Raw genomic sequence first — 21,793 nt, forward strand, 5'->3', positions numbered from 1 at the left:
CCCCTTCAGGCTGACGCACGAGGAGACCCCATGAACGCCCCCACCCCCGCCGCCCACCTGGCCCCCGAAATCGCGCAACGCGCGGTGCCCGAGGCTTTTGTGACGGCCTTGAAAGCCCGCTTTGGCAACAACTGCTCCACCGCCTTGGTGATCCGCGAGCAGCATGGCCGTGACGAATCCGCCTTCACCCATGTGCCGCCCCCCGCCGCCGTGGTGTTTGCCGAAAACACCCAGGACGTGGCCGATGCGGTGAAGCTGTGCGCTGAGCACAAAGTGCCGGTGATCCCCTTTGGCGTGGGCTCTTCACTCGAAGGCCATTTGCTGGCGGTGCAAGGCGGGATCAGCATCGACCTGACGCGCATGAACAAGGTGCTGTCCATCAACGCCGAAGACCTCACTGTCACCGTGCAGCCGGGCGTGACGCGCAAGCAGCTCAACGACGAGATCAAATCCACCGGCCTGTTCTTCCCGATCGACCCGGGCGCGGACGCGACCATTGGCGGCATGAGCGCCACCCGCGCCAGCGGCACCAACGCCGTGCGTTACGGGACCATGCGTGAAAACGTGTTGGCGCTTGAAGTGGTGACCTCGTCGGGCGAGGTGATCCGCACCGGCACCCGCGCCAAGAAATCGAGCGCGGGTTACGACCTGACGCGCCTGATGGTGGGCAGCGAAGGCACGCTGGGTGTGATGACCGAAATCACCGTGCGTCTGTACCCCCTGCCCGAAGCCATCTCTGCCGCCATTTGCTCGTTCCCGAGCATCGAGGCGGCGGTGCACACCGTGATCCAGACCATCCAGCTGGGCGTGCCGATCGCCCGCGTGGAGCTGATCGACCACAACACCGTACGCATGGTCAATGCCTACGCCAAGCTGGGCCTGCGCGAAGAGCCCATGCTGTTGATGGAGTTCCACGGCTCGCCTGCGGGCGTGAAGGAACAAGCCGAAACGGTGCAAGAGATTGCCAGCGAATTCGGCGGCAACGCCTTTGAGTGGGCGGTGACCCCCGAAGAACGCACCCGCCTGTGGACCGCACGGCACAACGCCTACTTTGCGGCCATCCAGAGCAAACCCGGCTGCCGAGCCATCAGCACCGACACCTGCGTGCCCATCAGCCGCCTGGCCGATTGCCTGCTCGACTCCATCACCGAGACCGACGCGAGCGGCATCCCTTACTTTTTGGTCGGCCATGTGGGTGACGGCAATTTCCACTTCGGCTATTTGATCGACCCGAACAACCCGCAAGAATGCGAAACGGCCGAAGCTTTAAATCAGCAACTGGTCAGCCGCGCTCTGCGCTTGGGCGGCACCTGCACGGGCGAACACGGCATCGGCCTGCACAAGATGGATTTCTTGCGCACCGAAACCGGCGAAGGCGCGGTCGACATGATGCGCACGATCAAGCGGGCGCTGGACCCGCACAACATCATGAACCCGGGGAAAATCTTCTCGATGTAAAGACACAGGCGAACCCGCGGTCCGCCTGTGTCATGCCCTCGTCAACAGCAATTGCTCGACTTTGGCGCACAACTGAGCGGGCTCAAACGGCTTGAGCATCACAGCGCTCAGGCCCGCTTGCCTGAAAGCATCCAGGTCGACAGGGTTGACGTTCGCCGTCAAGCCCAAGATCGGCACATCTTGGGTCGGCGGTAAAAAATCTTTGCGCAAATGACGTGTGGCCGCAATTCCATCCATGACAGGCATGACCATGTCCATGAGTACCAAATCGACGGCGGTCTCGCGCAGGCATTGCAAAGCCTGCTGACCATCGGCAGCCTCCAGAATTTCGCTTTGTGGCCAAGTGTTTTGCAGCACTTGCTTGACCAGCAAGCGGTTGATCGGATGGTCATCTGCCACCAAAAACCGCCAGGCCATTGAACTGGTTTGGACCTCGGGCTTGACTGTGTTGGGTGTGTGCGAAGGAGCCTGGGCGATCGTCAGCGGCAGGCGCAACCAAAACCTTGACCCTTTGCCGGACTCACTTTCAAAACCCATCTCGCCGCCCAGCAAATGCGCCAACTTTTGGGAGATCGCCAAACCCAAGCCGTTGCCCCCGTAGCGCGATTGAATGTCGCTGTCCGCCTGGCTAAACCGATTGAAAATTTGTGCCTGTCGCTCAGGTGCAATGCCAATGCCTGTGTCGGTCACCGAAAACAAGACCCCGGGGTTTTCCCATTGCACACGAAGCAGCACCGAGCCTTGGTGGGTGAACTTGAGCGCATTGCCAAGCAAGTTGACCAGCACTTGCATCAGCCGATGGCGGTCGGTATGCACCCAAGTGGGCAAGGCCTCGTCCAGCTCAATCCGATAATCCAGCGCCATGCTCTTGACCCGAGGCCAAAACAGTTCAAAGGCATACCCGGTGATTTTGCGCAGCTCAAAGGTTTCAGCCTGGATCACCAATCGACCCGCTTGCAACTGAGAATAGTCCAGGATGTCATTGATCACCGTCATCAGGTGGTCGGCCGACTGGCGGGTATGGTTGAGCACCTTGAGGGCTTCGGGCTTGCCTTCGACACGGGCCAATAACAAGGCGTTGAAACCGAGGATGGCGTTCATCGGTGTGCGCAGCTCGTGGCTCACGGTGGCGATGAAATGCTCACGCATTTGCAAGGTGTGTTCCAGCTCCTGCCGTTTGATTTCCAGCTCACGCTGGTACTGCATGCTCTGGGCCACCGCGCGCACATGCAGGCGGTCATAAATCATGGGGATGATGATCAACACCCCCGTAACCACGCTGAAGGTGACCCAGGAGGTCGTGGCATGCATCAGGCCCAGTGCAAAGGGGGGCACCAGCCCATGGTAATTGCACCATGCCAGACCCAGCTGCAAAACCCAAACCATGCACAACCAGAAAGCCCCTGCACGGCGACTGATCACGTAAAACGGGGTCAACGGCAAGATCATCAGCCAGGCAAAGCGCGGAGAAAACACGCCACCGGCATGCCAAACGGCAAAGCACAACAGCACAGCACCCGCACTGGTGCCCAGGTGCACCCCCCAAGCCAGGGGCATGCCATAGTTGACCAGGCCCAGCAAGACGGCCAAGAAAACCGCCATCGACATGAACATGGGCGAAGCATTCTGGTAGGGGCTGATGGCTACATACAGCAGCAACACCGTGATGACCATGGTCACGAAGAAGAACACATAGGGCATCTTGCCCACGCGAAAAGCCACAGGCAGTCGGGCAATCGTTTGCTCAAACCGGGTGGTCAACAACTGGCCGTCATCCATGCTGCCAGCTCCTGACGTGAGCGATGTGGTGGTTCACAACCTGGACCAGGTTCACCAGATCCATGGGCTTGTCCAACACATCGTCCATGCCCGCATCCAGGCATCGTTGGCGGTCAACAGGGTTGGTGTTGGCGGTCAAAGCCAAGATGGGCATTTGGGCCGTGATCGCCGGAAATCGATGCCGTATCTGCCGGGTCAATTGGATGCCATCCATGTCGGGCATGATCATGTCGATGAGCGCCACATCAAAGGCCTGCGCATCGAACAGCACCATGGCCTCAGCCGCGCTGCTGGCCGTGACCACCTGAGCTTGAGGCCAGCACTTTTGCAATTGCAGGCGGGCCACCATCAGGTTCATCGCGTTGTCGTCCACCACCAGGATGCGCAAAGCCGTCTGGGAAAAATCGGGCACAGGCGTACCGGCCAATGCTTGCAAAGGTTGCGCTGCGAGCAAAGGAATTTCAAACCAGAACCTGGCACCATGCCCCTCTGTGCTGTCAACACCAATTTGCCCCCCTTGCAACGTCACCAGTTTTTCACAAATGGACAAACCCAGTCCTGTGCCCCCATAGGCTCGCGTAGTCTGCACATCGGCATGTTCAAACCGCCTGAAAATCTGCGCTTGTTGCGCGGGCGCAATGCCACGGCCCGTGTCTGACACCTCAAACCGCAAGAAGTCACCTTGCCGCCACACGCCCAACACCACCTCACCGTGGTCTGTGAACTTGAACGCGTTGTCGAGCAGGTTGCGCCAAGTTTGCAACACGCGCTGGCGGTCAGCGTGAATACTCAAAGGCAATGCAGGATCCTGATGCCCAGTCAGACGAAGCCCCTTTTCTTGCGCTTTGTCCTTGAAGGTGTCCATCAGCTCTTGCATCAAAGCGGCCAATTCAAAATCCAGGGGCCGCAACTGCAATTGCCCTGCCTGCAGTTGGGAAAAATCCAGAATGTCGTTGACCACTTGCAACAAATGGCTGGTGGAGCGGCGGATGTGGTCGACCACATCGACTTGGTCAGGGCGGTCTGCCAGCTCCTGCCGCAGAACGCCGTTGAACCCCAAAATGGCATTCATGGGCGTGCGCAATTCATGGCCCACCGCGGCCACGAACTCGTCTTTGTGTGCCTGCGCTTGCAGTAAAGCTTGGTGCGTGGCCTTGAGCGCTTCGTTGCGCACATGCAATTGCTTGAGCTGCTGCTCGTGCAAATGCTCATACAAACGCACCCCCAGCATCAGGTTCGCGACCGCCAAAACACTGTTCATCACGGCCCAGGGCACGGCTTGCTGGGCCATGTTGACATGGCTGCCAACCACACCGTTGAGGGTGCTCAAGAACAGCCCCAGAACCGTCAACAAAATGATGGCCATCCAGACCAGTGTGGCCAGCGGTCCCAAAAGCAACAACACAGGCAAAGCCAATACATTGAGCCAAACCACCGCCATGGAGTTGATACCACCGGATTTGGCGGCGATGTACGTCACCAGCACCAAACCCAGAAGCGTGGTCAAGTGCACGATAAAGGGGAAAAACCTGCGCTGCCATGCCAAAGGGATCATCAACACCGTCAAGACCGATGTCAGCAAGTTGGCATTTCGATCGTAGTACCCGGGAGGGATCAGATAAAACAGCAGCGAATTCAGTCCCACCGCAATCAGGTAGACCACGAGGATGTTTTTCCTCGAAAAAATCGAGGTATGGTCCGGGCCAAAACCGGACCGAAAAAAGGAAGAACCAAGACTGGACATTCGCCCTTGGGCTTCAGCCGCGCAGCTTTTCAATCAAGCCATTGAGCTCATCCAGCGAACCAAACTGGATGCTCAGCTCGCCCATCTCTTCCATCTTGCCCAGACGCTTGACGCGTTTTTTGACACGCACCTCGACCTGCGCCATCAACAGGTCCGATAGTTCTTCTTCGACCCGGCGCACATCACGCGACTTTTCTTTTTTGGGCTTTTGCGTGACCAGGTTGAATTCGGCACCCAGCTTTTTGGCCAGGCTTTCAGCCTCACGCACCGACAGTTTTTTGGCCGCGATTTGGTTGGCTGCGGTGATTTGAGTCGCCTTGTCGAGCGACAACAGGGCACGGGCATGGCCCATGTCCAGGTCACCCGCCATGAGCATGCTTTGCACCGGCTCGGCCAGATTCAGCAAGCGCAGCAGGTTGCTGGCGGCGCTGCGGGAGCGACCCACCGCCTGTGCTGCAGCTTCGTGAGTGAGTCCAAACTCTTTGATGAGGCGTTGCAGGCCTTGGGCCTCCTCCAAAGGATTGAGGTCTTCGCGTTGGATGTTCTCAATCAAGGCCATGGCAGCGGCGGCCTCATTGGGCACGTCGCGCACCAAAACAGGGACCGACTCCAACCCCGCCAGACGCGAAGCGCGGAAACGCCGTTCGCCCGCGATGATCTCGTATTTGCCCGCATTCTCGCCCTCAGAAAGCAACCGCACCAAGATCGGCTGCATGATGCCCTGCGCCTTGATGGACTCGGCCAACTCGTACAAAGCGCCTTCGTCCATGCGGGTGCGCGGCTGGTACATGCCCGCCACCATCTGGTCGAGTTTGAGCTGGGTGGACACGCCCGTTTCAGCAGTCATGTCTGCCGCGGGGGCGTCTTGCACTTTGGGGCCCAGCAGGGCTTCGAGTCCACGGCCAAGGCCTTTGGGTTTTTTGGTGACCATGGTCAATCCTTCAAAAGTGTTTGCAAAAGCGTCTGGCCTTGTGGCCAATCGCCCAGCGATGAATCGGCGTTGATGTGCCCGGCTGCGCCCAGGTCCACCCAGTGGGCACCCCAGTCATGGGCCAAACCTTGGGCACGCTCAACCGCACAAAAGGGGTCGTTTTGGCTGCCCACCAGGATGCTTTTGAACGGCAGCGCTTGGCGCACGATGGGCGACCAGCCGGGCAGGCGGTCTTTGAGCTCTGCGGCCTCGGTGTCGCCGGGGGCCACGAACAAAGCGCCATGCACGCGAGAGGTGTGCCGGGACACGCTGGCCCACGCGGCCACCAACAAACAGCCCAGGCTGTGCGCGACCAAGACCACCGGGCCAGGGGCGTCGATCACGGTTTCATCCAGACGCGCCAGCCAGTCTCCGCGCAACGGATGCTGCCAGTCGTTTTGCTCGACCACCGCGTAGCCGTGCAGACGAGCCCACTGCATTTGCCAATGGTCGGGGCCACTGCCCAGCCAACCAGGCAAGATCAACACCGTAGGCGCACCGCCTAGGTTGGCAGCGGGTGAAGGGGTTGAGCCGGTCATGGGGCGAGTCAAGGGAGGGTTCACGAAGCGGTGTGCGGCCAAGGCTCAGAGCGTGGGCGCGCGTTGCACCAACTCGCGGGCAAACTCGACATATGCTTGGCTGCCCTTGGCAGACGGGTCAAACACCACGCCGGGCAGGCCATAACTGGGCGCTTCGGCCAGGCGCACGTTGCGCGGGATCACGGTGTTGAACACCTTGTCGCCAAAGTGGGCCTTGAGCTGGTCGCTGACTTGCATTTGCAAGGTGATGCGCGGGTCGAACATGACGCGCAGCAAGCCGATGATCTTGAGGTCTTTGTTCAGATTGGCGTGCACCTGCTTGATGGTGTTGACCAAGTCAGTCAGGCCTTCCAGCGCAAAGTATTCGCACTGCATGGGCACGATCACGCCGTGGGCCGAACACAAACCATTCAGTGTCAGCATCGACAAGGATGGCGGGCAATCGATCAGCACAAAATCGTAATCGGCATCGACCACCGCCAAGGCATTTTTCAGGCGTTGATCGCGGTGCTCCAGCTGCACCAGCTCCACCTCGGCCCCGGCCAGCTCGCGGTTGGCGCTCAACACGTCGTATCCGCATTTATCGGCCTTGATCACGGCTTCGGCGATCGTTGCCGACTCCAGCAGCACGTCGTACACATTGAGCTCGACCGTGCGTTTGTCGATGCCCGAGCCCATGGTGGCGTTGCCCTGGGGGTCCAAGTCGACCAAGAGCACGCGCTGCCCGACTTTGGCCAAACCAGCGGCCAGATTGACGGTGGTGGTGGTTTTACCCACCCCCCCTTTTTGGTTGGCAATGCAGAAAATAGTGGCCATATGTTGCGCTCAGTTGAATCTGTTCGTTTGTCGGGCAGGTCGGCGTGGGGCGTATGCGCTCATTTGGACAAGGCCAGCTTAAGGCCAAAGCCCACCAAGAAAATGCCTGCCACCTTGCTCAGCACCCGCCCAACGGCCGGGTTGGCCCGCATGCGTGCGGCCAAATGGTGGGTGAGCAAACTCATGCCCAATCCGTACAAAAAGGTCAATGCGGCAATGGTCGCAGCCATCACGGCAAAGCTGAGCAAGCCCAAATGGGTCTTCGGGTCGACGAACAAGGGGAAAAAGGCCATGTAAAACACGATGGCTTTGGGGTTGAGCAAGGTGATGGCCAAGGCTTGCTGAAAGTACTGACGAGGCCGGATGTGCAGCACAGGCGCGTCGCCTGGTTTGGCCGAGAGCATCTTCCAACCCAGCCAAGCGAGGTAGGCCGCGCCCAACCACTGGATGACGGCAAACGCCGTGGGGTAAGTGGCCAGCACCGCAGCCACGCCCGCCACCGCCAACCACATGAGCACCTGGTCCCCGGCGATCACGCCCAAGGTGGCCATGAAACCGCCCGCCATACCGCCCTTGCTGGTGGACGTGATGAGCGCCAGATTGCCCGGGCCCGGAATGGCCAAGAACAACACGATGGCCGCAACAAATGCGCCGTAGTCAGAGATGCCGAAGAACATGCAAAGCTTTCAGAACCATGAAATCGAAGAAACACACTGCATCATTTGGCCACCATCTTGATGCCAAAACCGATCAGGCACAGGCCCGCCAATTTTTGCAAAACGCCCGTAACACGGGGGTTGGCGCGGATGCGTTCGGCCATGAAGTGGGTGATCAACACCACGCCAAAGCAATAAACAAAGCCCAGCACCGCAATGGTCACGGCCATCGCGACAAAGGTGATCCAGCCTTGGTGGTTTACCGGGTCAATGAATTGTGGAAAGAAGGCCAAGTAAAACATGATCGCCTTGGGGTTGAGCAAGGTGATGAACATGGTTTCACGGAAATAGTGCCCGGGGCTGATTTGGATGCTGGGGCCTTCGCCGGGTTTGGCCGTGAGCATTTTGAAGCCCAGCCACGCCAGGTAAGCGGCACCCGCCCACTGCAAGGCCGTGAAAAAAGGCGGGAAAGCCTGGAGCACAGCCGCCAAACCCGCCACAGTGAGCCAGAGCAAGACCTGGTCGCCCAGCAACAAACCCAACACCGATGCCAAGCCGCCGGACAAGCCCCCTTTGCTGGCCGAGCTGATCAAGGCCAGATTGCCGGGGCCCGGCAAAAACAACAACAGCACAAAGGCTGCCGTGAATGCGCCGTAATCCGAAATACCAAACATGCATGAACTTTCAAGGGAATGGGCGAGTGTACGTGATGCATTGGTCAACGGAGCATCCACAACACTCAGGCCGGCACATTGCGTCGCCCTTTTCGGCCCCCGGCCAAGTCGTGTTTCACGTGAAACACGCGCCAATCAAACGGGCTGAGGCTTCATCCAGACCATGCACCGCTCGACATCCAGACCAGGCACCGTCAAAGGTTCCACGTGAAACACCTTCACATCGGCGGGCAAGGCGTCGATTTCGTCTTGTGGGTGTTTGCCCTTCATGGCCATCCAGACCCCGCCCTCGGCCAAGGCGGAGCGGGACCACGTCACGAAGTCCGGCAAGGACGCAAAGGCGCGGGAACAGATGACCTGGTACGGATCAACCAACGACTCCACCCGCGCATGCAAGCCACGCAAGTTGGGCAGCTTCAGGCTGACAGCCACCTGCTGCACAAACGCCGCTTTTTTGGCCACGGTGTCCACGCAAGTCACATTCAACTCAGGCATGCAAATGGCCAGCACCACGCCGGGCAAGCCGCCGCCCGAGCCCACATCCAGCACCCGAATGGCTTGGCCCTGGGTATGCCGGGCCAAAGGGGCCACGGCGGTCAAGCTGTCCAGCAGGTGGTGCGTCAGCATGTCTGCGGGGTCGCGCAGCGCCGTCAAGTTGTACACCTTGTTCCATTTTTGGATGAGCGCCACGTAATCCAGCAAGCGCTGGACTTGCTCGTCTGAAAGGCTCAGGCCCAGAGCCTGCACCCCCGAACGCAGCCCGGATTCTAGGTTCAAACCATTGCTCATGCCTGCACGCCTTCCTCGGCCGTCTGCATGAAACCCTTGAACCCGCCCTTTTTCAGGTGAATCAGTAAGAGCGACACGCTTGCTGGCGTGATGCCCGAGATGCGTGAAGCCTGGCCCAGGGTTTCGGGTCGGTGCTTGGCCAGTTTTTGGCGCGCCTCGATCGACAAGGCTGACACCTGCATATAGTCCAAACTTTCGGGCAAGCGCAAATGTTCGTAAAACGCGGCACGCTCCACCTCGCCCTTCTGGCGGTCGATGTAACCGGAATACTTGGCGGCAATTTCGACCTGCTCAATGACCGTGGCACTCAATTCGCCCAGCGTTTCACGTGAAACATCAGCGCTGGCCATGCGCCCTTCGTCCAAAGACATCAGGGCCTGGTAAGACACATTGGGTCTGCGCAGCAGATCAAACAGGTTGTGTTCGTGCTCAATGGCTTTACCCAACACCCGCACCGACTCTTCGGCTGGCAAGTTGCGTGGATTCACCCAGGTAGATTTCAAGCGCTCTGTTTCACGTGAAACAGCATCGCGTTTGCGACTGAAGGCGTCCCAGCGAGCATCGTCCACCAGCCCCATTTGCCGCCCCGCTTCGGTCAGTCGGACGTCGGCATTGTCTTCACGCAGCTGCAATCGGAACTCGGCCCGACTGGTGAACATGCGGTAGGGTTCGGTCACGCCTTGCGTGACCAGATCGTCCACCAACACACCCAGATAAGCCTGGTCGCGTGCAGGCGTCCAGGCCGTTTCGCCCCGGCATTGCAGCGCGGCATTGATGCCGGCAAACAAGCCTTGCGCTGCGGCTTCTTCGTAACCGGTGGTGCCGTTGATCTGCCCTGCAAAGAACAGGCCGTTGATCTGCCGGGTCTCGAAGCTGTTTTTCAGCGCCCGTGGGTCAAAGTAATCGTATTCAATCGCGTAACCGGGCCGCAGGATGTGGCAGTTTTCCAGGCCCTTCATCGAGCGAACCAGGTCGTACTGAATGTCAAACGGCAGGCTGGTCGAGATGCCGTTGGGGTAATACTCGTTCGTCGTCAGGCCTTCGGGCTCCAGAAAAATCTGGTGGCTGTCCTTGTCGGCAAAACGGTTGATCTTGTCTTCCACGCTCGGGCAGTAACGCGGGCCCACGCCCTCGATCTTGCCGGTGAACATCGGACTGCGGTCGAAGCCGGAGCGGATGATCTCGTGCGTGCGTTCGTTGGTGTGGGTGATCCAGCACGGCACTTGCTGCGGGTGCATGCCCGCGTTGCCCATGAAACTGAACACCGGCACCCCTCCCTCGGGGTTCATGCCGCCGGGCACGCCGTCGCCGGGCTGCTCGGTGCATTGGCTGAAGTCGATGGTACGGCCGTCGAGGCGCGGAGGCGTGCCGGTTTTCAAGCGCCCTTGCGGCAGCTTGAGCTCTTTCAGGCGGGCAGACAAACTGACGGCAGGTGGATCGCCCGCACGACCCGCCGCGTAGTTCTGCAGTCCCACATGGATCTTGCCGTCCAGAAAAGTCCCGGCGGTCAGCACCACCGTGCGCGAACGGAAACGGATGCCCACCTGCGTGACGGCGCCCACCACCCGGTCACCCTCGACCATCAAGTCGTCCACGGCTTGCTGAAACAGCCACAGGTTGGGCTGGTTCTCCAGCATGCGGCGGATGGCGGCTTTGTACAAAATGCGGTCGGCCTGTGCACGCGTGGCTCGCACGGCCGGCCCCTTGGAACTGTTGAGAATGCGGAACTGGATGCCGCCCTCATCGGTGGCCAGCGCCATGGCACCGCCCAAGGCATCGACCTCTTTGACCAAGTGCCCCTTGCCGATGCCGCCGATGCTGGGGTTGCAGCTCATCTGGCCCAGCGTCTCAATGTTGTGCGACAGCAGCAAGGTTTTGCAGCCCATGCGTGCTGCAGCCAACGCCGCTTCTGTTCCGGCATGGCCGCCGCCAACCACGATCACGTCGAATTCTTGAGGGTAAAGCATGAGAGTCTGCCCCTTGAGGGCCAAAAAATGGGCGCCGCCTGCGCCATGGAGCCGCCCTGCCACGGGGTCGGCTGATTTGCTTATTTTACAGGCAGGGGGTCGCGCCTTGGGTCTGCACAGGGTTGTGCCCTGCCCCTAGGTCAAGGCTGTGCCATGGCGCACATCAAGAGCCAAACGTTATGCGTAAAGTGCATGACTCAACAGCCAAGCGGCCTTGGACAGCGCCACCCACACAACCTACCATTTGCCCACTGACAACCCGTCAGTTTCAAGAAAGGCGACGAAACATGTCCAATTCACCCGCACACATGCACGCCACAAGCGCCCATGCTCTGCCCTCATATTTAAACCCTGAGCACCTCGGCCCTTGGGGCATTTACTTGCAACAAGTCGACCGCGTCACGCCCTATCTGGGCAACTTGTCGCGCTGGATCGAAACCCTCAAGCGACCCAAACGCGCCCTGATCGTGGACGTGCCGATCGAGCTGGACAACGGCACCATGGCGCACTTTGAAGGCTATCGTGTCCAACACAACACCAGCCGAGGCCCAGGCAAAGGCGGTGTGCGTTTTCACCAAGACGTGACGCTGTCCGAAGTCATGGCCCTGTCGGCCTGGATGTCGGTGAAAAACGCAGCCGTCAATCTGCCTTTTGGCGGTGCCAAGGGGGGCATCCGCGTGGACCCCAAAACACTCTCACGCGGCGAGCTGGAGCGCCTGACACGCCGCTACACCAGCGAGATCGGCATCATCATCGGCCCGACCAAAGACATCCCCGCGCCAGACGTCAACACCAACGAGCAGGTCATGGCCTGGATGATGGACACCTACTCCATGAACGAAGGGGCCACCGCGTCAGGCGTGGTCACCGGTAAACCCATTGCGTTGGGCGGCTCTTTGGGTCGACGCGAAGCCACGGGGCGAGGCGTGTTCACCGTGGGCCAGGAAGCGGCTCAACACATCGGTCTGGACATCACGAAGGCCAGAATTGCGGTGCAGGGCTTTGGCAATGTGGGCGGTATCGCGGCCAAGCTGTTTGCCCAAGCCGGGGCCACGGTGGTCGCAGTGCAAGACCATGGCGGCACGGTTTACCAGGCGTCTGGCCTGGATGTGCCTGCGCTGCTGCGCCACGTCAGTGAACATGGCAGCGTCAAGGGCTTTGGCCCGGCAGAAACACTGCTAGACGCGCAATTCTGGGGTGTGGATTGCGACATCCTGATTCCGGCCGCTTTAGAGCAACAAATCACCGCCGCCAACGCCCAACAGATCCGGGCCCGTATGGTGATCGAAGGCGCCAACGGGCCCACCACCCCCGAGGCCGACGACATCCTGCACGAGCGGGGCGTCCTGGTCGTGCCCGATGTGATCGCCAACGCCGGCGGCGTCACGGTCAGCTATTTTGAATGGGTGCAGGATTTTTCCAGCTTCTTCTGGAGTGAAGACGAGATCAACGCACGTCTGGTGCGCATCATGCGGGAGGCCTTTGCTGCCATCTGGCAAGTGGCTGATACGCACCGGGTCAGTTTGCGCACCGCAACCTTCATCGTGGCTTGCACGCGTATTTTGCAAGCGCGGGAACTGCGCGGCCTGTATCCCTGAGCGTCATTTGTGACCCTGCAAAGGCAAGGCCCCTGCGGCCTTGACCTCGCCCAAGGAAAAACTGGTGTGCAGGTCTTTGACATTGGGGAGGTTAAGCAGCACATCCCGTGCAAACTGACTGAAACTATTCAGGTCTTTGCTCACAACTTGCAACTCGAAGGTGCCTGAGCCACTGATGTAATGACAGGAGATGACCTCTGGAATTTTACGAATCGCTTCTTCCAATTGCCGCGTGACGTCACCCCGGTTGCGCTCCGCGTCCAGCCGCACAAACGCGAACACATCCAACCCCACTTTCTCGCGGTTGATTTCGGCGCGGTAACCCTGGATAACCCCAGACTCTTCCAAAGCACGCACACGCCGCCAGCAAGGTGCGGCCGACAAACCCACACGCTGTGCCAGTTCTGCATTGGTCAGTCGCCCGTCTTTTTGCAGTTCGTTCAATATCGCCCAGTCAAATTTATCCAACGTTTCCAAAATAAGCCTCTTTAAGCAAGAATCTTTCAAATCATAGGGCAAATCCTGTCGCCGAAAGCAAGCACTTGTCAGCTGGCCCGTCCTACACTGTGCCATCCATTTCAGCCCCAGGACATCCCATGAACGCCCCATTGCCCGATTCGATTCGCCAAGCTCTTGAGACGGTGACGCTGGATGACAAATACAGCCTCGATGTCGGTCGCGCCTTCATGAGCGGCGTGCAAGCGCTGGTCAAGCTGCCCATGCTGCAACGCCAGCGAGACGCCTTGCAAGGCAAGAACACGGCGGGCTTCATCAGCGGTTATCGGGGCTCGCCACTGGGCAGTTACGACCAGTCTCTGTGGAAAGCCAAAGACCACCTGAAGGCCCAAAACATCGTCTTCCAACCCGGCGTGAACGAAGAGCTGGCCGCCACCGCTTTGTGGGGCACTCAGCAACTGGGCTTTGCACCACCTGGCACCAACCAATTCGATGGTGTGTTCGGCATCTGGTACGGCAAAGGCCCGGGCGTGGACCGTTGCTCCGATGTGTTCAAGCACGCCAATATGGCGGGCACCACGCCCTGGGGCGGTGTGCTGGCTGTGGCGGGCGACGACCATGTGGCCAAAAGCTCCACCGCCGCGCACCAAAGCGACCATATCTTCAAGGCCTGCGGCCTGCCGGTGTTCTTTCCGACCAATGTGCAAGACATCCTCGACCAAGGCCTGCACGCCATCGCCATGAGCCGTTACGCGGGTGTCTGGGCGGGCATGAAAACGATCCAGGAGATCGTTGAGTCCAGCGCCACCGCCCACATCGACCCTGAGCGTGTGCAAATTGTCTTGCCCGAATTCGTGATGCCACCCGGTGGCGTCCACATCCGCTGGCCAGACACCGCGCTGGAGCAAGAAGCCCGTTTGTTCGATTACAAATGGTATGCGGCCCTGGCCTACATCCGCGCCAACAAACTCAACCACAACGTGATCGAGGGCCCGAACGACCGATTTGGTTTGATCGCCAGCGGCAAGGCCTACAACGACACTCGCCAGGCCTTGATCGACTTGGGGCTGGATGACCAGCGTTGCCGTCAGCTGGGTATCCGTTTGCACAAAGTCGCGGTGGTTTGGCCACTCGAAGCACAATCCACACGCGAATTTGCCACCGGCCTGCGCGAGATTTTGGTGGTGGAAGAAAAACGCCAAATCATCGAATACCAACTCAAGGAAGAGCTGTACAACTGGCGCGACGATGTGCGCCCCAACATCTTGGGCAAGTTCGACGAAGCCGATGGCGATGTGTCGGGTGGTGAGTGGTCCATCCCCAACCCCACCGAGCGTACTTTGTTGCGGGCGAATGCCGATTTGACGCCTGCCATCATTGCAAGGGCCATTGCCAAGCGCCTGAAAAAACTGGGTGTCGATGCCGATACCACCGCACACATCGACGCCCATCTGGCCGTGCTCGATGGCAAGGAAAAAGCCATGCAGACGCTCACGCTGGGGACAGCGGCCGACCGCCAGCCTTGGTTCTGCTCAGGCTGCCCACACAACACATCGACGAAAGTGCCAGAAGGCTCTCGCGCCATGGCGGGCATTGGCTGCCACTTCATGAGCATCTGGATGGACCGCAGCACGGTGGGCTTCACGCAAATGGGTGGAGAAGGTGTGCCATGGACAGGTCAACAACCGTTCAGCAAGGAACAACACATCTTTGCCAACCTGGGTGACGGCACATATTTCCACAGCGGCATTTTGGCCGTTCGCCAAAGCATTGCGGCGGGCGTCAACATCACCTACAAACTTCTGTACAACGATGCGGTCGCTATGACCGGTGGCCAGCAAGTAGGTGAGCGACCCGAAGGCCACAGCGTGGTGCAAATTGCCATGAGCATGCGCGCCGAAGGGGCCCAACGCATCGACGTGGTGACCGACGAACCCGAAAAATACGATGGCGTGGTTTTGGCCGAAGGCGTGCGCGTTTTTCACCGTGATGAGCTGGACCGCATCCAACGCGAAATGCGTGAAATCAAAGGCACGACGGTCATCATTTACGACCAGACCTGCGCCACCGAAAAGCGCCGCCGTCGCAAGCGCGGCACCATGGTCGACCCGGCTGTTCGGGTCATGATCAATGAAGAGGTATGTGAAGGCTGTGGCGACTGCGGGGTGCAATCGAATTGCCTGTCGGTGGAGCCTTTGGAAACAGATTTGGGGCGCAAACGCACCATCAACCAAAGTACTTGCAACAAGGACACCAGCTGCCTCAAAGGTTTTTGCCCCAGTTTTGTCACCGTGGAAGGTGGCACGTTCAAGAAAAAGTCGTCGTCAAGCACCTCGACATTGAGTCCCGCCCACCTGAGCCCATTACCGGAGCCTGAACTGCCAGTCATCACCCAACCCTGGGGCATGGTGGTCGCCGGTGTCGGTGGCACAGGGGTCATCACCATCGGCCAATTGCTGGGCATGGCCGCGCACATGGAAGGCAAAGGCATCGTCACGCAAGACTCTGCAGGCCTGGCCCAAAAAGGTGGCGCAACCTGGAGCCACGTCCTGGTGGCCAACACACAAGACGAGATCCGCACCACCCGCGTCAGCATGGCGGCGGCCGATCTGATCATGGGCTGCGACCCCATCGTCAGTGCATCCAAGGAAACCACCTTGCGCATGCGTGCAGGCCGCACCCATGTCGCACTGAACAGCAACAGCACCCCCACGGCCGCATTTGTGAGGAACGGCAATTGGCAAAACCCGGCCGAGCAATGTGTGGCTGAAATCGCGGCACAAGTCGGTGTGGATGGTGTGGGCAGTTTCGATGCCGATGCACTGGCCAAACAACTCATGGGCGACACGATTTACGTCAACCCCATGATCCTGGGTTACGCCTGGCAAAAAGGCTGGGTGCCTTTACGACATGAGTCCTTGGTGCGGGCCATTGAGCTCAACGATGTCCAAGTCAAAAACAACCTCGCTGCTTTTGAGTGGGGTCGTCATGCTGCGCACCAGTTGGATGCGCTGATGCAAAAAATCCAGCCGGTGCAAGTGGTGCAGTTCAAGAAACGCGAAACGCTGGAAAACCTGATCGCTGACCGCATGACGCGTTTGACCGATTACCAAAACGCCGCCTATGCAGCTCGATATCAGGCGTTTGTGCAGCGTGTTCAAGAGGCAGAAGCACCTTTAGGCAAAACCGTCTTGACAACCACTGTGGCACGTCATCTGTACAAATTGATGGCCTACAAGGACGAATACGAAGTGGCCCGTTTGCACACCCAGTCAGCGTTTTTGGACCGCATTGCCAACAGCTTTGAAGGGAACTTCAAAGTGCATTACCACTTGGCCCCACCCCTCTTGGCCAAACGGAACAACAAAGGCGAACTGGTCAAACAAAAATTCGGGCCTGCCATGCTGACAGGTTTCAAATTGCTGGCCAAATTAAAAGGCTTGCGTGGCACCGCGTTCGATGTGTTCGGCCGCACAGAAGAACGCCGGACAGAACAAGCTTTGATCGGTGAATACATGCAACACATCGAACAGGCCATTGAACACCTGAGCCCTGAAAACCATGCACATGCCTTGAATGTGGCCAACGTGCCTGAGAACATCAAAGGCTTTGGCCATGTCAAGGAGCGCAACATCAAGGTTGCGCGGACTGTGTGGGCGTCATTGGGAACACAATGACCCGCGACAAATCTCCGCCGCGCCATATCCGCGCATGCAGGTATCCATATCAACCAAAAGACATGGACACCCGATCAAGTCGGGTGTGACAGATTTGTCATGCCCCCGCATGCGGGTATCCATCTCCTGCGAATTCATGGACACCCGATCAAGCAGGGATGTGACAAGCTCACATCAGGTCAACGTGCGTCTGGCAATTCGATCTTGACTTCCAGCACTTCCAAGTTGTCCTGACGCTCCAGGTTCACCTTGATGTCATCTGGATTGATCTTGATGTATTTACTGATCACGGCCACCAACTCGCGTTGCAAATCAGGCAGGTAATCGGGCTCAGCGGCATTGCGACCACTGCGCTCGTGCGCCAGAATGATTTGCAGGCGTTCTTTGGCTACGCTGGCGGTTTTCTTCTTTTCGCCCAAGAGGAAGGAAAGAAACGACATGGTTCACTTGCCTCCAAACATGCGTTTGAAAAAACCGGGCTTCACGGCTTCAGTGAAGCGCATGGGCTTGTCTTCGCCCAAAAAGCGGTCAATCACGTCCTTGTAAGCCTCGGACACATCGCTCTCGGCCATGTGAATGGCCGGGGTGCCCTGGTTGGAAGCCTGCAAAACGTTGTCGCTCTCAGGAATCACGCCCAACAACTTGATGCGCAAGATATCTTGAATGTCTTGCAGCGACAGCATCTGGCCGTCTTCCACCCGGTTCGGGTTGTAACGGGTGATCAGCAAGTGTTCTTTGATCGGTTCCAGGCCTTCAATCGCTCGCTTGGTTTTGCTACCGAGCATGCCCAGAATGCGGTCAGAGTCGCGCACCGAAGACACTTCAGGGTTGGTCACCACCAAAGCCTCATCGGCAAAATGCATGGCCATCAAGGCTCCCGTTTCGATGCCGGCAGGAGAATCGCAGACGATGTACTCAAAACCCATGTCGTTCAGGTCTTTGAGTACTTTTTCAACGCCTTCTTGCGACAAAGCATCTTTATCGCGGGTTTGCGAGGCCGCCAGCACAAACAGGTTGGAACATTGTTTGTCCTTGATCAGGGCCTGATTCAGATTGGCTTCACCTTGGATCACATTGATCAGGTCGTACACCACGCGGCGTTCACAGCCCATGATCAGGTCCAGATTGCGCAGACCCACATCAAAGTCGATAACGGCTGTCTTGAAGCCTTTGAGTGCGAGACCTGTGGCAAAACTGGCGCTGGTCGTGGTTTTGCCCACGCCGCCTTTACCTGAAGTCACAACAACAATTTTTGCCATGGGATTTTCTTTCTTTGACAAGGTATCAGTACAAATTTGATATTTTAGGATTTGATGGGCGAAATCAACAATTTGTCGCCATCAGGACCTGATTGCAGACAGACTTGGGCTGCTTGCCCCAAAACGTCTTTGGGCAAGGCATTTTCGCTGGTGCGGTAGATGCCTGCGATCGAAATCAACTCGGGCTCCATCACCTGCGCAAAAATACGAGCGTGGGCGTTGCCACGTGCCCCTGCTATGGCTTTGCCACGCAAAGTCGCATAAATGTGAATATGACCATCGGCAATGACCTCTGCCCCTGCATTCACCATGGCCAAAACAATGAGGTCCCGACCCTTGGCATACACCTGCTGACCTGAACGCAAAGGCTTGTCGATCACCATCGGACCCAAAGACGCAGGCGCATCAATGGGGGCAACAACAGGTTCAAGGCTTGGTACATGCTGAACAACATCAGCAAGAGGCACAGAACGGCGAATGCGGGCATCGCTCGCGTCCACCAAGCCTACCCCCTTGGCTTGCGTCAAAAGCTCACCTTGGGCACCTTTGATGGCCAAAGGTACCAAACCGTGTTCACGCAGAAGTGGCAACAAGGCTTGGAAGTCGATCGATGGCAGGTCTTGTTCAGAACCCAAGAAGCTGACATCAATGATCAGGGGATCCTGGTCAAAAAAGCCAGGACTCTCTTTCAATTGTTGAACCAAGGCTTGAGAAATGGCAGCAATGTCCGCTGTTTTCAATACCAAAGCCACCAAAGACAAGTCAGCGCTTTTGATGTCGTAACAGTTTGAAATGGATGCTTCTGAAACGATCGCCATGGTGCCATCAGGGAAAGAAAGACGTAAATCTTACCAGCGCGCTTGTTCCTTGTTTTTCTTTATAGATTTATATCTTTAAATAGTCGTAGTAGATAAAGGCAGCCCTTTTTTGTGGATAAGCATATTTTTTTCATGGCTGACAAGGACTTGCATGACTTGTAAACGTGTGTGCTGTGGCGGTTTTTTGGTGTTTCGCAAAAATGAACAACTTCTGATCAAGACATCAAGCTGTGGATAACCTGTTGCTTGTTGTTTTTTTATCCACAGGCTTATTCAGAACTGGATTTCATGTTTCGAGCAGCCACTGAATGATGGCTTTCGCCACAAAACCCAGCATGCCAAATGCCAATCCAAGAAAAATGACAAACGTTCCGAATTTTCCAGCTTTGGACTCCCAAGCCAGTTGTCCAATGATGAACAGCATGTAAAGCATGAATGCCCCAACACCGATCGTGAGGCCAAACCAGGCGAATTGTTCTTCGTTGAATCCGAACATCACAATTCACCTTGTTCACTGATGCGTTCTTCAAAATCAGAGACATCTACAAGGTGACGATAAGCATGCCAACTGCCATGGCCCAGCATGGGAATGACCAAAATCAAGCCCAAAAACAGTGAAAAAATGCCCAGCATGCTGAAGCCGATGATCAAAAAAGCCCACAAGGTCATTTGAAACGGGTGGGTCAACACCGCTTTCCAACTGGTCAGTACCGCTTGCAACACTGTCACGCGGCGGTCTAACAACAAGGGCATGGACACCACGCTGGAGGCAAATACCGGCACGGCCATCATGCCGCCCAGCTCCACCCACAGTTCAAACAAATGGCCTTCTTTGGCCAAGACCACATGGCGTATGAAGTCGACGGGCGTGTGAATCGGGCTTGGTGCCAGCAAAGTGATCAAGGCGGCCGAGGTGATGACCCAGCCGGTAGCGGCCAAACCCAGCAGCAAGCCAAAACGGATCAGGCTCCAGTAGCTGTCGGGTTGGTGACGCAAGCGCATTTGCCACTGCGTCCAGGTTTGCACCAGCAAATCAAAATTGACAGTTTCGCCCCGCTCCATGGCCCGGCTCATGGCATACAGGCTGGTGGCCAGCACAGGTGCCACCACCATGAAGCCCGACAGATAACCGACCAGCAGCCAGAATTGGTCGTGTGCCAGCAGGGCGATGAAGCCACCTAGGCCAGCCAGCACAACGCCATGCATGATGCTCAGCAAAGGCGCTCGGGCCATGTCCTTGAACCCCAAGGCCAACCACTGCATGGGCTGGTCGGCTGCGATGGGCCGGATGGGCGGCAAAAAAATGCCAGAACGGGTCTGGGTGGAATCGGAATGGGAGTTTCGAGGCATGCGCAAAGCTTAACCAAGCACGGCGGCACCTACCTTGATATGTGTCAAGTCTAAAAATGAAATAAAAAGGCCGCTCATGGAGCGGCCTGGTGGTCAAGACAAGCGAGGCCTGTCGGTGTTGTCAATGTTGACCGTGATGCCCGCGATGCTCTTTACCACCGTGCATACCGCCATCCATGTTTTTCATGCTGCGTGCGGTTTCGGCGTCAAACGTTTTCTTTTGTGTGGCGTTCAATGCCGCATAAAAAGTTTTGGTGGCGGTGGCGTGCTTTTGCATCTGTGCGTCGCGCTGACCTTTGTGGGCTTGCATTTGGTCAATGCGCTCTGGCGTCGTCATTTTTTCCATGGCGGCCCGGTCAGGATGTGCCATGGGTTGAGCAGGGGGCTGCATGGCTTGTTCAAAAGCAGTCCAAGCGGATTCTTGACCGGCTTCGAGCTTCAGTTTGCCTTTCAGCTCAGCCAAGTGCTTGGCATGGCGCTCGCCCATTTTGGCGTGCATTTTCTCCATGCGCTCAGCACGGTGGCCACTGGTTTTGGCCTCAGGGGCTGTTTGGGCCAAGGCCAAACCGCTCAGGCCAGCCAACAAGCTGGCCGCAATCAGGGTGGTACGAATCGATTTCATGGAAACATCCTTTCAGTGATGGGGTGTCGTCAGTGTGATCTGCCCATGTTTCTGCGCAGTGCGGTTTGTGCAGTGATTTGTAAAGACAGGTGAAGCTTTGTGCCGTGTCGTCTTGCGAGTTCACCAACAAAAAACCCCCCCATCATCCAGTCGGGGGTTTTTTGTTGTGGGCTCAGGGCAGGCTGAGTCAGAACGGCTAAATCAGACGTTGCGGTTTTTGCAAGTGTTGATGCCCAGCAAGCTGTAAGGCGGGCACCAGCCCATCAGCCCGGTGGCCAACGGCACCAAGCCCAGCCAACCCCACCAGCCAACGGTGCCCGTGGCTGCCAATGCGATCAGGACCAGGCCTGCGACGATGCGGATGATGCGCTCGATGCCGCCAATGTTTTTGTTCATGGTGAGTTCTCCCTTGGGTTAAAAAATCAGGCTACAACGCGGTAGCCAGCGTCTGCAATGGTTTTGGACAGCGCCGCACGGGTTTCTTCAGACTCAACCTGCACGGTGTTTTGTGCGCGGTCGATCACGACTTTGGCCTGGACATCCAATGCCAGCAAGGCCTTGGTCACGGCCTTTTCGCAGTGGCCACATGTCATGCCTTCAACAGTGAAAATCTGGTTCATG

The 21,793-nt window shown here is 57.7% G+C and carries 21 protein-coding genes; 3 read left to right on the top strand and 18 right to left on the bottom strand.

The window, feature by feature from the left end:
• Window positions 1–30: 30 nt before the first annotated feature.
• The gene (locus B9Z37_RS06970; RefSeq protein ID WP_108312260.1) at window positions 31–1,458 is read left to right on the top strand and encodes an FAD-binding oxidoreductase; all 1,428 of its coding nucleotides are present in this window, start codon (window positions 31–33) and stop codon (window positions 1,456–1,458) included.
• A gap of 30 nt (window positions 1,459–1,488) precedes the next feature.
• Here B9Z37_RS06970 and B9Z37_RS06975 read toward each other — a convergent pair whose 3' ends face one another.
• The 9 genes from B9Z37_RS06975 to mnmG all read right to left on the bottom strand — a co-directional run bounded on the left by B9Z37_RS06975 (window position 1,489) and on the right by mnmG (window position 11,392).
• Complete coding sequence (locus tag B9Z37_RS06975) at window positions 1,489–3,237, bottom strand: ATP-binding protein (RefSeq protein ID WP_108312261.1); 1,749 nt, start codon at window positions 3,235–3,237, stop codon at window positions 1,489–1,491.
• The gene (locus B9Z37_RS06980) at window positions 3,230–4,900 is read right to left on the bottom strand and encodes an ATP-binding protein (protein ID WP_167394337.1); all 1,671 of its coding nucleotides are present in this window, start codon (window positions 4,898–4,900) and stop codon (window positions 3,230–3,232) included. Before B9Z37_RS06980 ends, B9Z37_RS06975 begins: the two co-directional genes overlap by 8 nt.
• A gap of 94 nt (window positions 4,901–4,994) precedes the next feature.
• Window positions 4,995–5,912, bottom strand: coding sequence for a ParB/RepB/Spo0J family partition protein (locus tag B9Z37_RS06985; protein ID WP_108312263.1), 918 nt, complete (start codon window positions 5,910–5,912; stop codon window positions 4,995–4,997).
• 2 nt (window positions 5,913–5,914) lie between these two features.
• Window positions 5,915–6,490 (bottom strand): RBBP9/YdeN family alpha/beta hydrolase, encoded by a 576-nt coding sequence (locus B9Z37_RS06990; RefSeq protein ID WP_108312264.1) that lies wholly within the window; start codon window positions 6,488–6,490, stop codon window positions 5,915–5,917.
• Between the two features lie 45 nt (window positions 6,491–6,535).
• On the bottom strand, window positions 6,536–7,306 hold the full coding sequence (locus B9Z37_RS06995; RefSeq protein ID WP_108312265.1) for a ParA family protein: 771 nt from the start codon (window positions 7,304–7,306) through the stop codon (window positions 6,536–6,538).
• 59 nt (window positions 7,307–7,365) lie between these two features.
• Complete coding sequence (locus tag B9Z37_RS07000; protein ID WP_108312266.1) at window positions 7,366–7,983, bottom strand: LysE family translocator; 618 nt, start codon at window positions 7,981–7,983, stop codon at window positions 7,366–7,368.
• A gap of 41 nt (window positions 7,984–8,024) precedes the next feature.
• Window positions 8,025–8,636, bottom strand: a complete 612-nt coding sequence (locus tag B9Z37_RS07005; protein WP_108312267.1) for a LysE family transporter — start codon at window positions 8,634–8,636, stop codon at window positions 8,025–8,027.
• A 135-nt stretch (window positions 8,637–8,771) separates the two neighbouring features.
• The gene (gene rsmG / locus B9Z37_RS07010) at window positions 8,772–9,425 is read right to left on the bottom strand and encodes a 16S rRNA (guanine(527)-N(7))-methyltransferase RsmG (protein WP_108312268.1); all 654 of its coding nucleotides are present in this window, start codon (window positions 9,423–9,425) and stop codon (window positions 8,772–8,774) included.
• The gene (gene mnmG, locus B9Z37_RS07015; RefSeq protein WP_108312269.1) at window positions 9,422–11,392 is read right to left on the bottom strand and encodes a tRNA uridine-5-carboxymethylaminomethyl(34) synthesis enzyme MnmG; all 1,971 of its coding nucleotides are present in this window, start codon (window positions 11,390–11,392) and stop codon (window positions 9,422–9,424) included. The genes rsmG and mnmG overlap by 4 nt, the downstream gene beginning before the upstream one ends.
• A gap of 287 nt (window positions 11,393–11,679) precedes the next feature.
• Here mnmG and B9Z37_RS07020 point away from each other — a divergent pair, with 287 nt between their 5' ends.
• A complete protein-coding gene (locus tag B9Z37_RS07020) occupies window positions 11,680–12,990 on the top strand; it encodes a Glu/Leu/Phe/Val family dehydrogenase (RefSeq protein ID WP_205872559.1) in 1,311 nt (436 codons plus the stop codon).
• 3 nt (window positions 12,991–12,993) lie between these two features.
• On the opposite strand, the gene B9Z37_RS07025 is transcribed toward B9Z37_RS07020, so the two are convergent.
• Window positions 12,994–13,467: an Lrp/AsnC family transcriptional regulator gene (locus tag B9Z37_RS07025; protein WP_108312270.1), complete on the bottom strand. Its 474-nt coding sequence runs from the start codon at window positions 13,465–13,467 to the stop codon at window positions 12,994–12,996.
• A gap of 119 nt (window positions 13,468–13,586) precedes the next feature.
• Between B9Z37_RS07025 and B9Z37_RS07030 the strand changes: the two genes are divergently transcribed.
• Window positions 13,587–17,123: an indolepyruvate ferredoxin oxidoreductase family protein gene (locus B9Z37_RS07030; RefSeq protein WP_108312271.1), complete on the top strand. Its 3,537-nt coding sequence runs from the start codon at window positions 13,587–13,589 to the stop codon at window positions 17,121–17,123.
• Window positions 17,124–17,302: 179 nt separating this feature from the next.
• Here the strand turns inward: B9Z37_RS07030 and minE are convergent, their stop codons facing one another.
• The 8 genes from minE to B9Z37_RS07070 form a co-directional block, all read right to left on the bottom strand.
• On the bottom strand, window positions 17,303–17,563 hold the full coding sequence (gene minE / locus B9Z37_RS07035; RefSeq protein ID WP_019429987.1) for a cell division topological specificity factor MinE: 261 nt from the start codon (window positions 17,561–17,563) through the stop codon (window positions 17,303–17,305).
• Window positions 17,564–17,566: 3 nt separating this feature from the next.
• Window positions 17,567–18,382, bottom strand: coding sequence for a septum site-determining protein MinD (gene minD / locus B9Z37_RS07040; RefSeq protein ID WP_019429986.1), 816 nt, complete (start codon window positions 18,380–18,382; stop codon window positions 17,567–17,569).
• Between the two features lie 44 nt (window positions 18,383–18,426).
• Window positions 18,427–19,200, bottom strand: a complete 774-nt coding sequence (gene minC / locus B9Z37_RS07045; RefSeq protein WP_108312272.1) for a septum site-determining protein MinC — start codon at window positions 19,198–19,200, stop codon at window positions 18,427–18,429.
• 286 nt (window positions 19,201–19,486) lie between these two features.
• Complete coding sequence (locus tag B9Z37_RS07050; RefSeq protein ID WP_205872560.1) at window positions 19,487–19,696, bottom strand: DUF2788 domain-containing protein; 210 nt, start codon at window positions 19,694–19,696, stop codon at window positions 19,487–19,489.
• Entirely contained in the window at window positions 19,696–20,550 is an 855-nt protein-coding gene (locus B9Z37_RS07055) for a DUF2189 domain-containing protein (RefSeq protein ID WP_108312274.1), read from the bottom strand. Before B9Z37_RS07055 ends, B9Z37_RS07050 begins: the two co-directional genes overlap by 1 nt.
• Before the next feature lie 121 nt (window positions 20,551–20,671).
• Window positions 20,672–21,172, bottom strand: a complete 501-nt coding sequence (locus tag B9Z37_RS07060; RefSeq protein WP_108312275.1) for a Spy/CpxP family protein refolding chaperone — start codon at window positions 21,170–21,172, stop codon at window positions 20,672–20,674.
• Window positions 21,173–21,373: 201 nt separating this feature from the next.
• Window positions 21,374–21,568, bottom strand: a complete 195-nt coding sequence (locus B9Z37_RS07065; RefSeq protein WP_108312276.1) for a YgaP family membrane protein — start codon at window positions 21,566–21,568, stop codon at window positions 21,374–21,376.
• A gap of 26 nt (window positions 21,569–21,594) precedes the next feature.
• Window positions 21,595–21,792 (bottom strand): heavy-metal-associated domain-containing protein, encoded by a 198-nt coding sequence (locus tag B9Z37_RS07070; protein WP_108312565.1) that lies wholly within the window; start codon window positions 21,790–21,792, stop codon window positions 21,595–21,597.
• Window position 21,793 lies beyond the last annotated feature (1 nt).

Source organism: Limnohabitans parvus II-B4 (assembly GCF_003063455.1).
GTDB lineage: Bacteria > Pseudomonadota > Gammaproteobacteria > Burkholderiales > Burkholderiaceae_C > Limnohabitans_A > Limnohabitans_A parvus.

Excerpts from the sequence above, each read along its gene's own strand:
- B9Z37_RS06970 (WP_108312260.1), top strand. The coding sequence starts at position 31 with ATGAACGCCCCCACCCCCGCCGCCCACCTGGCCCCCGAAATCGCGCAA.
- B9Z37_RS06975 (WP_108312261.1), bottom strand. The coding sequence starts at position 3,237 with ATGGATGACGGCCAGTTGTTGACCACCCGGTTTGAGCAAACGATTGCC.
- B9Z37_RS06985 (WP_108312263.1), bottom strand. The coding sequence starts at position 5,912 with ATGGTCACCAAAAAACCCAAAGGCCTTGGCCGTGGACTCGAAGCCCTG.
- B9Z37_RS06990 (WP_108312264.1), bottom strand. The coding sequence starts at position 6,490 with ATGACCGGCTCAACCCCTTCACCCGCTGCCAACCTAGGCGGTGCGCCT.
- B9Z37_RS06995 (WP_108312265.1), bottom strand. The coding sequence starts at position 7,306 with ATGGCCACTATTTTCTGCATTGCCAACCAAAAAGGGGGGGTGGGTAAA.
- B9Z37_RS07000 (WP_108312266.1), bottom strand. The coding sequence starts at position 7,983 with ATGTTCTTCGGCATCTCTGACTACGGCGCATTTGTTGCGGCCATCGTG.
- B9Z37_RS07005 (WP_108312267.1), bottom strand. The coding sequence starts at position 8,636 with ATGTTTGGTATTTCGGATTACGGCGCATTCACGGCAGCCTTTGTGCTG.
- rsmG (WP_108312268.1), bottom strand. The coding sequence starts at position 9,425 with ATGAGCAATGGTTTGAACCTAGAATCCGGGCTGCGTTCGGGGGTGCAG.
- mnmG (WP_108312269.1), bottom strand. The coding sequence starts at position 11,392 with ATGCTTTACCCTCAAGAATTCGACGTGATCGTGGTTGGCGGCGGCCAT.
- B9Z37_RS07020 (WP_205872559.1), top strand. The coding sequence starts at position 11,680 with ATGTCCAATTCACCCGCACACATGCACGCCACAAGCGCCCATGCTCTG.
- B9Z37_RS07030 (WP_108312271.1), top strand. The coding sequence starts at position 13,587 with ATGAACGCCCCATTGCCCGATTCGATTCGCCAAGCTCTTGAGACGGTG.
- minE (WP_019429987.1), bottom strand. The coding sequence starts at position 17,563 with ATGTCGTTTCTTTCCTTCCTCTTGGGCGAAAAGAAGAAAACCGCCAGC.
- minD (WP_019429986.1), bottom strand. The coding sequence starts at position 18,382 with ATGGCAAAAATTGTTGTTGTGACTTCAGGTAAAGGCGGCGTGGGCAAA.
- minC (WP_108312272.1), bottom strand. The coding sequence starts at position 19,200 with ATGGCGATCGTTTCAGAAGCATCCATTTCAAACTGTTACGACATCAAA.
- B9Z37_RS07050 (WP_205872560.1), bottom strand. The coding sequence starts at position 19,696 with ATGTTCGGATTCAACGAAGAACAATTCGCCTGGTTTGGCCTCACGATC.
- B9Z37_RS07055 (WP_108312274.1), bottom strand. The coding sequence starts at position 20,550 with ATGCCTCGAAACTCCCATTCCGATTCCACCCAGACCCGTTCTGGCATT.
- B9Z37_RS07060 (WP_108312275.1), bottom strand. The coding sequence starts at position 21,172 with ATGAAATCGATTCGTACCACCCTGATTGCGGCCAGCTTGTTGGCTGGC.
- B9Z37_RS07065 (WP_108312276.1), bottom strand. The coding sequence starts at position 21,568 with ATGAACAAAAACATTGGCGGCATCGAGCGCATCATCCGCATCGTCGCA.
- B9Z37_RS07070 (WP_108312565.1), bottom strand. The coding sequence starts at position 21,792 with ATGAACCAGATTTTCACTGTTGAAGGCATGACATGTGGCCACTGCGAA.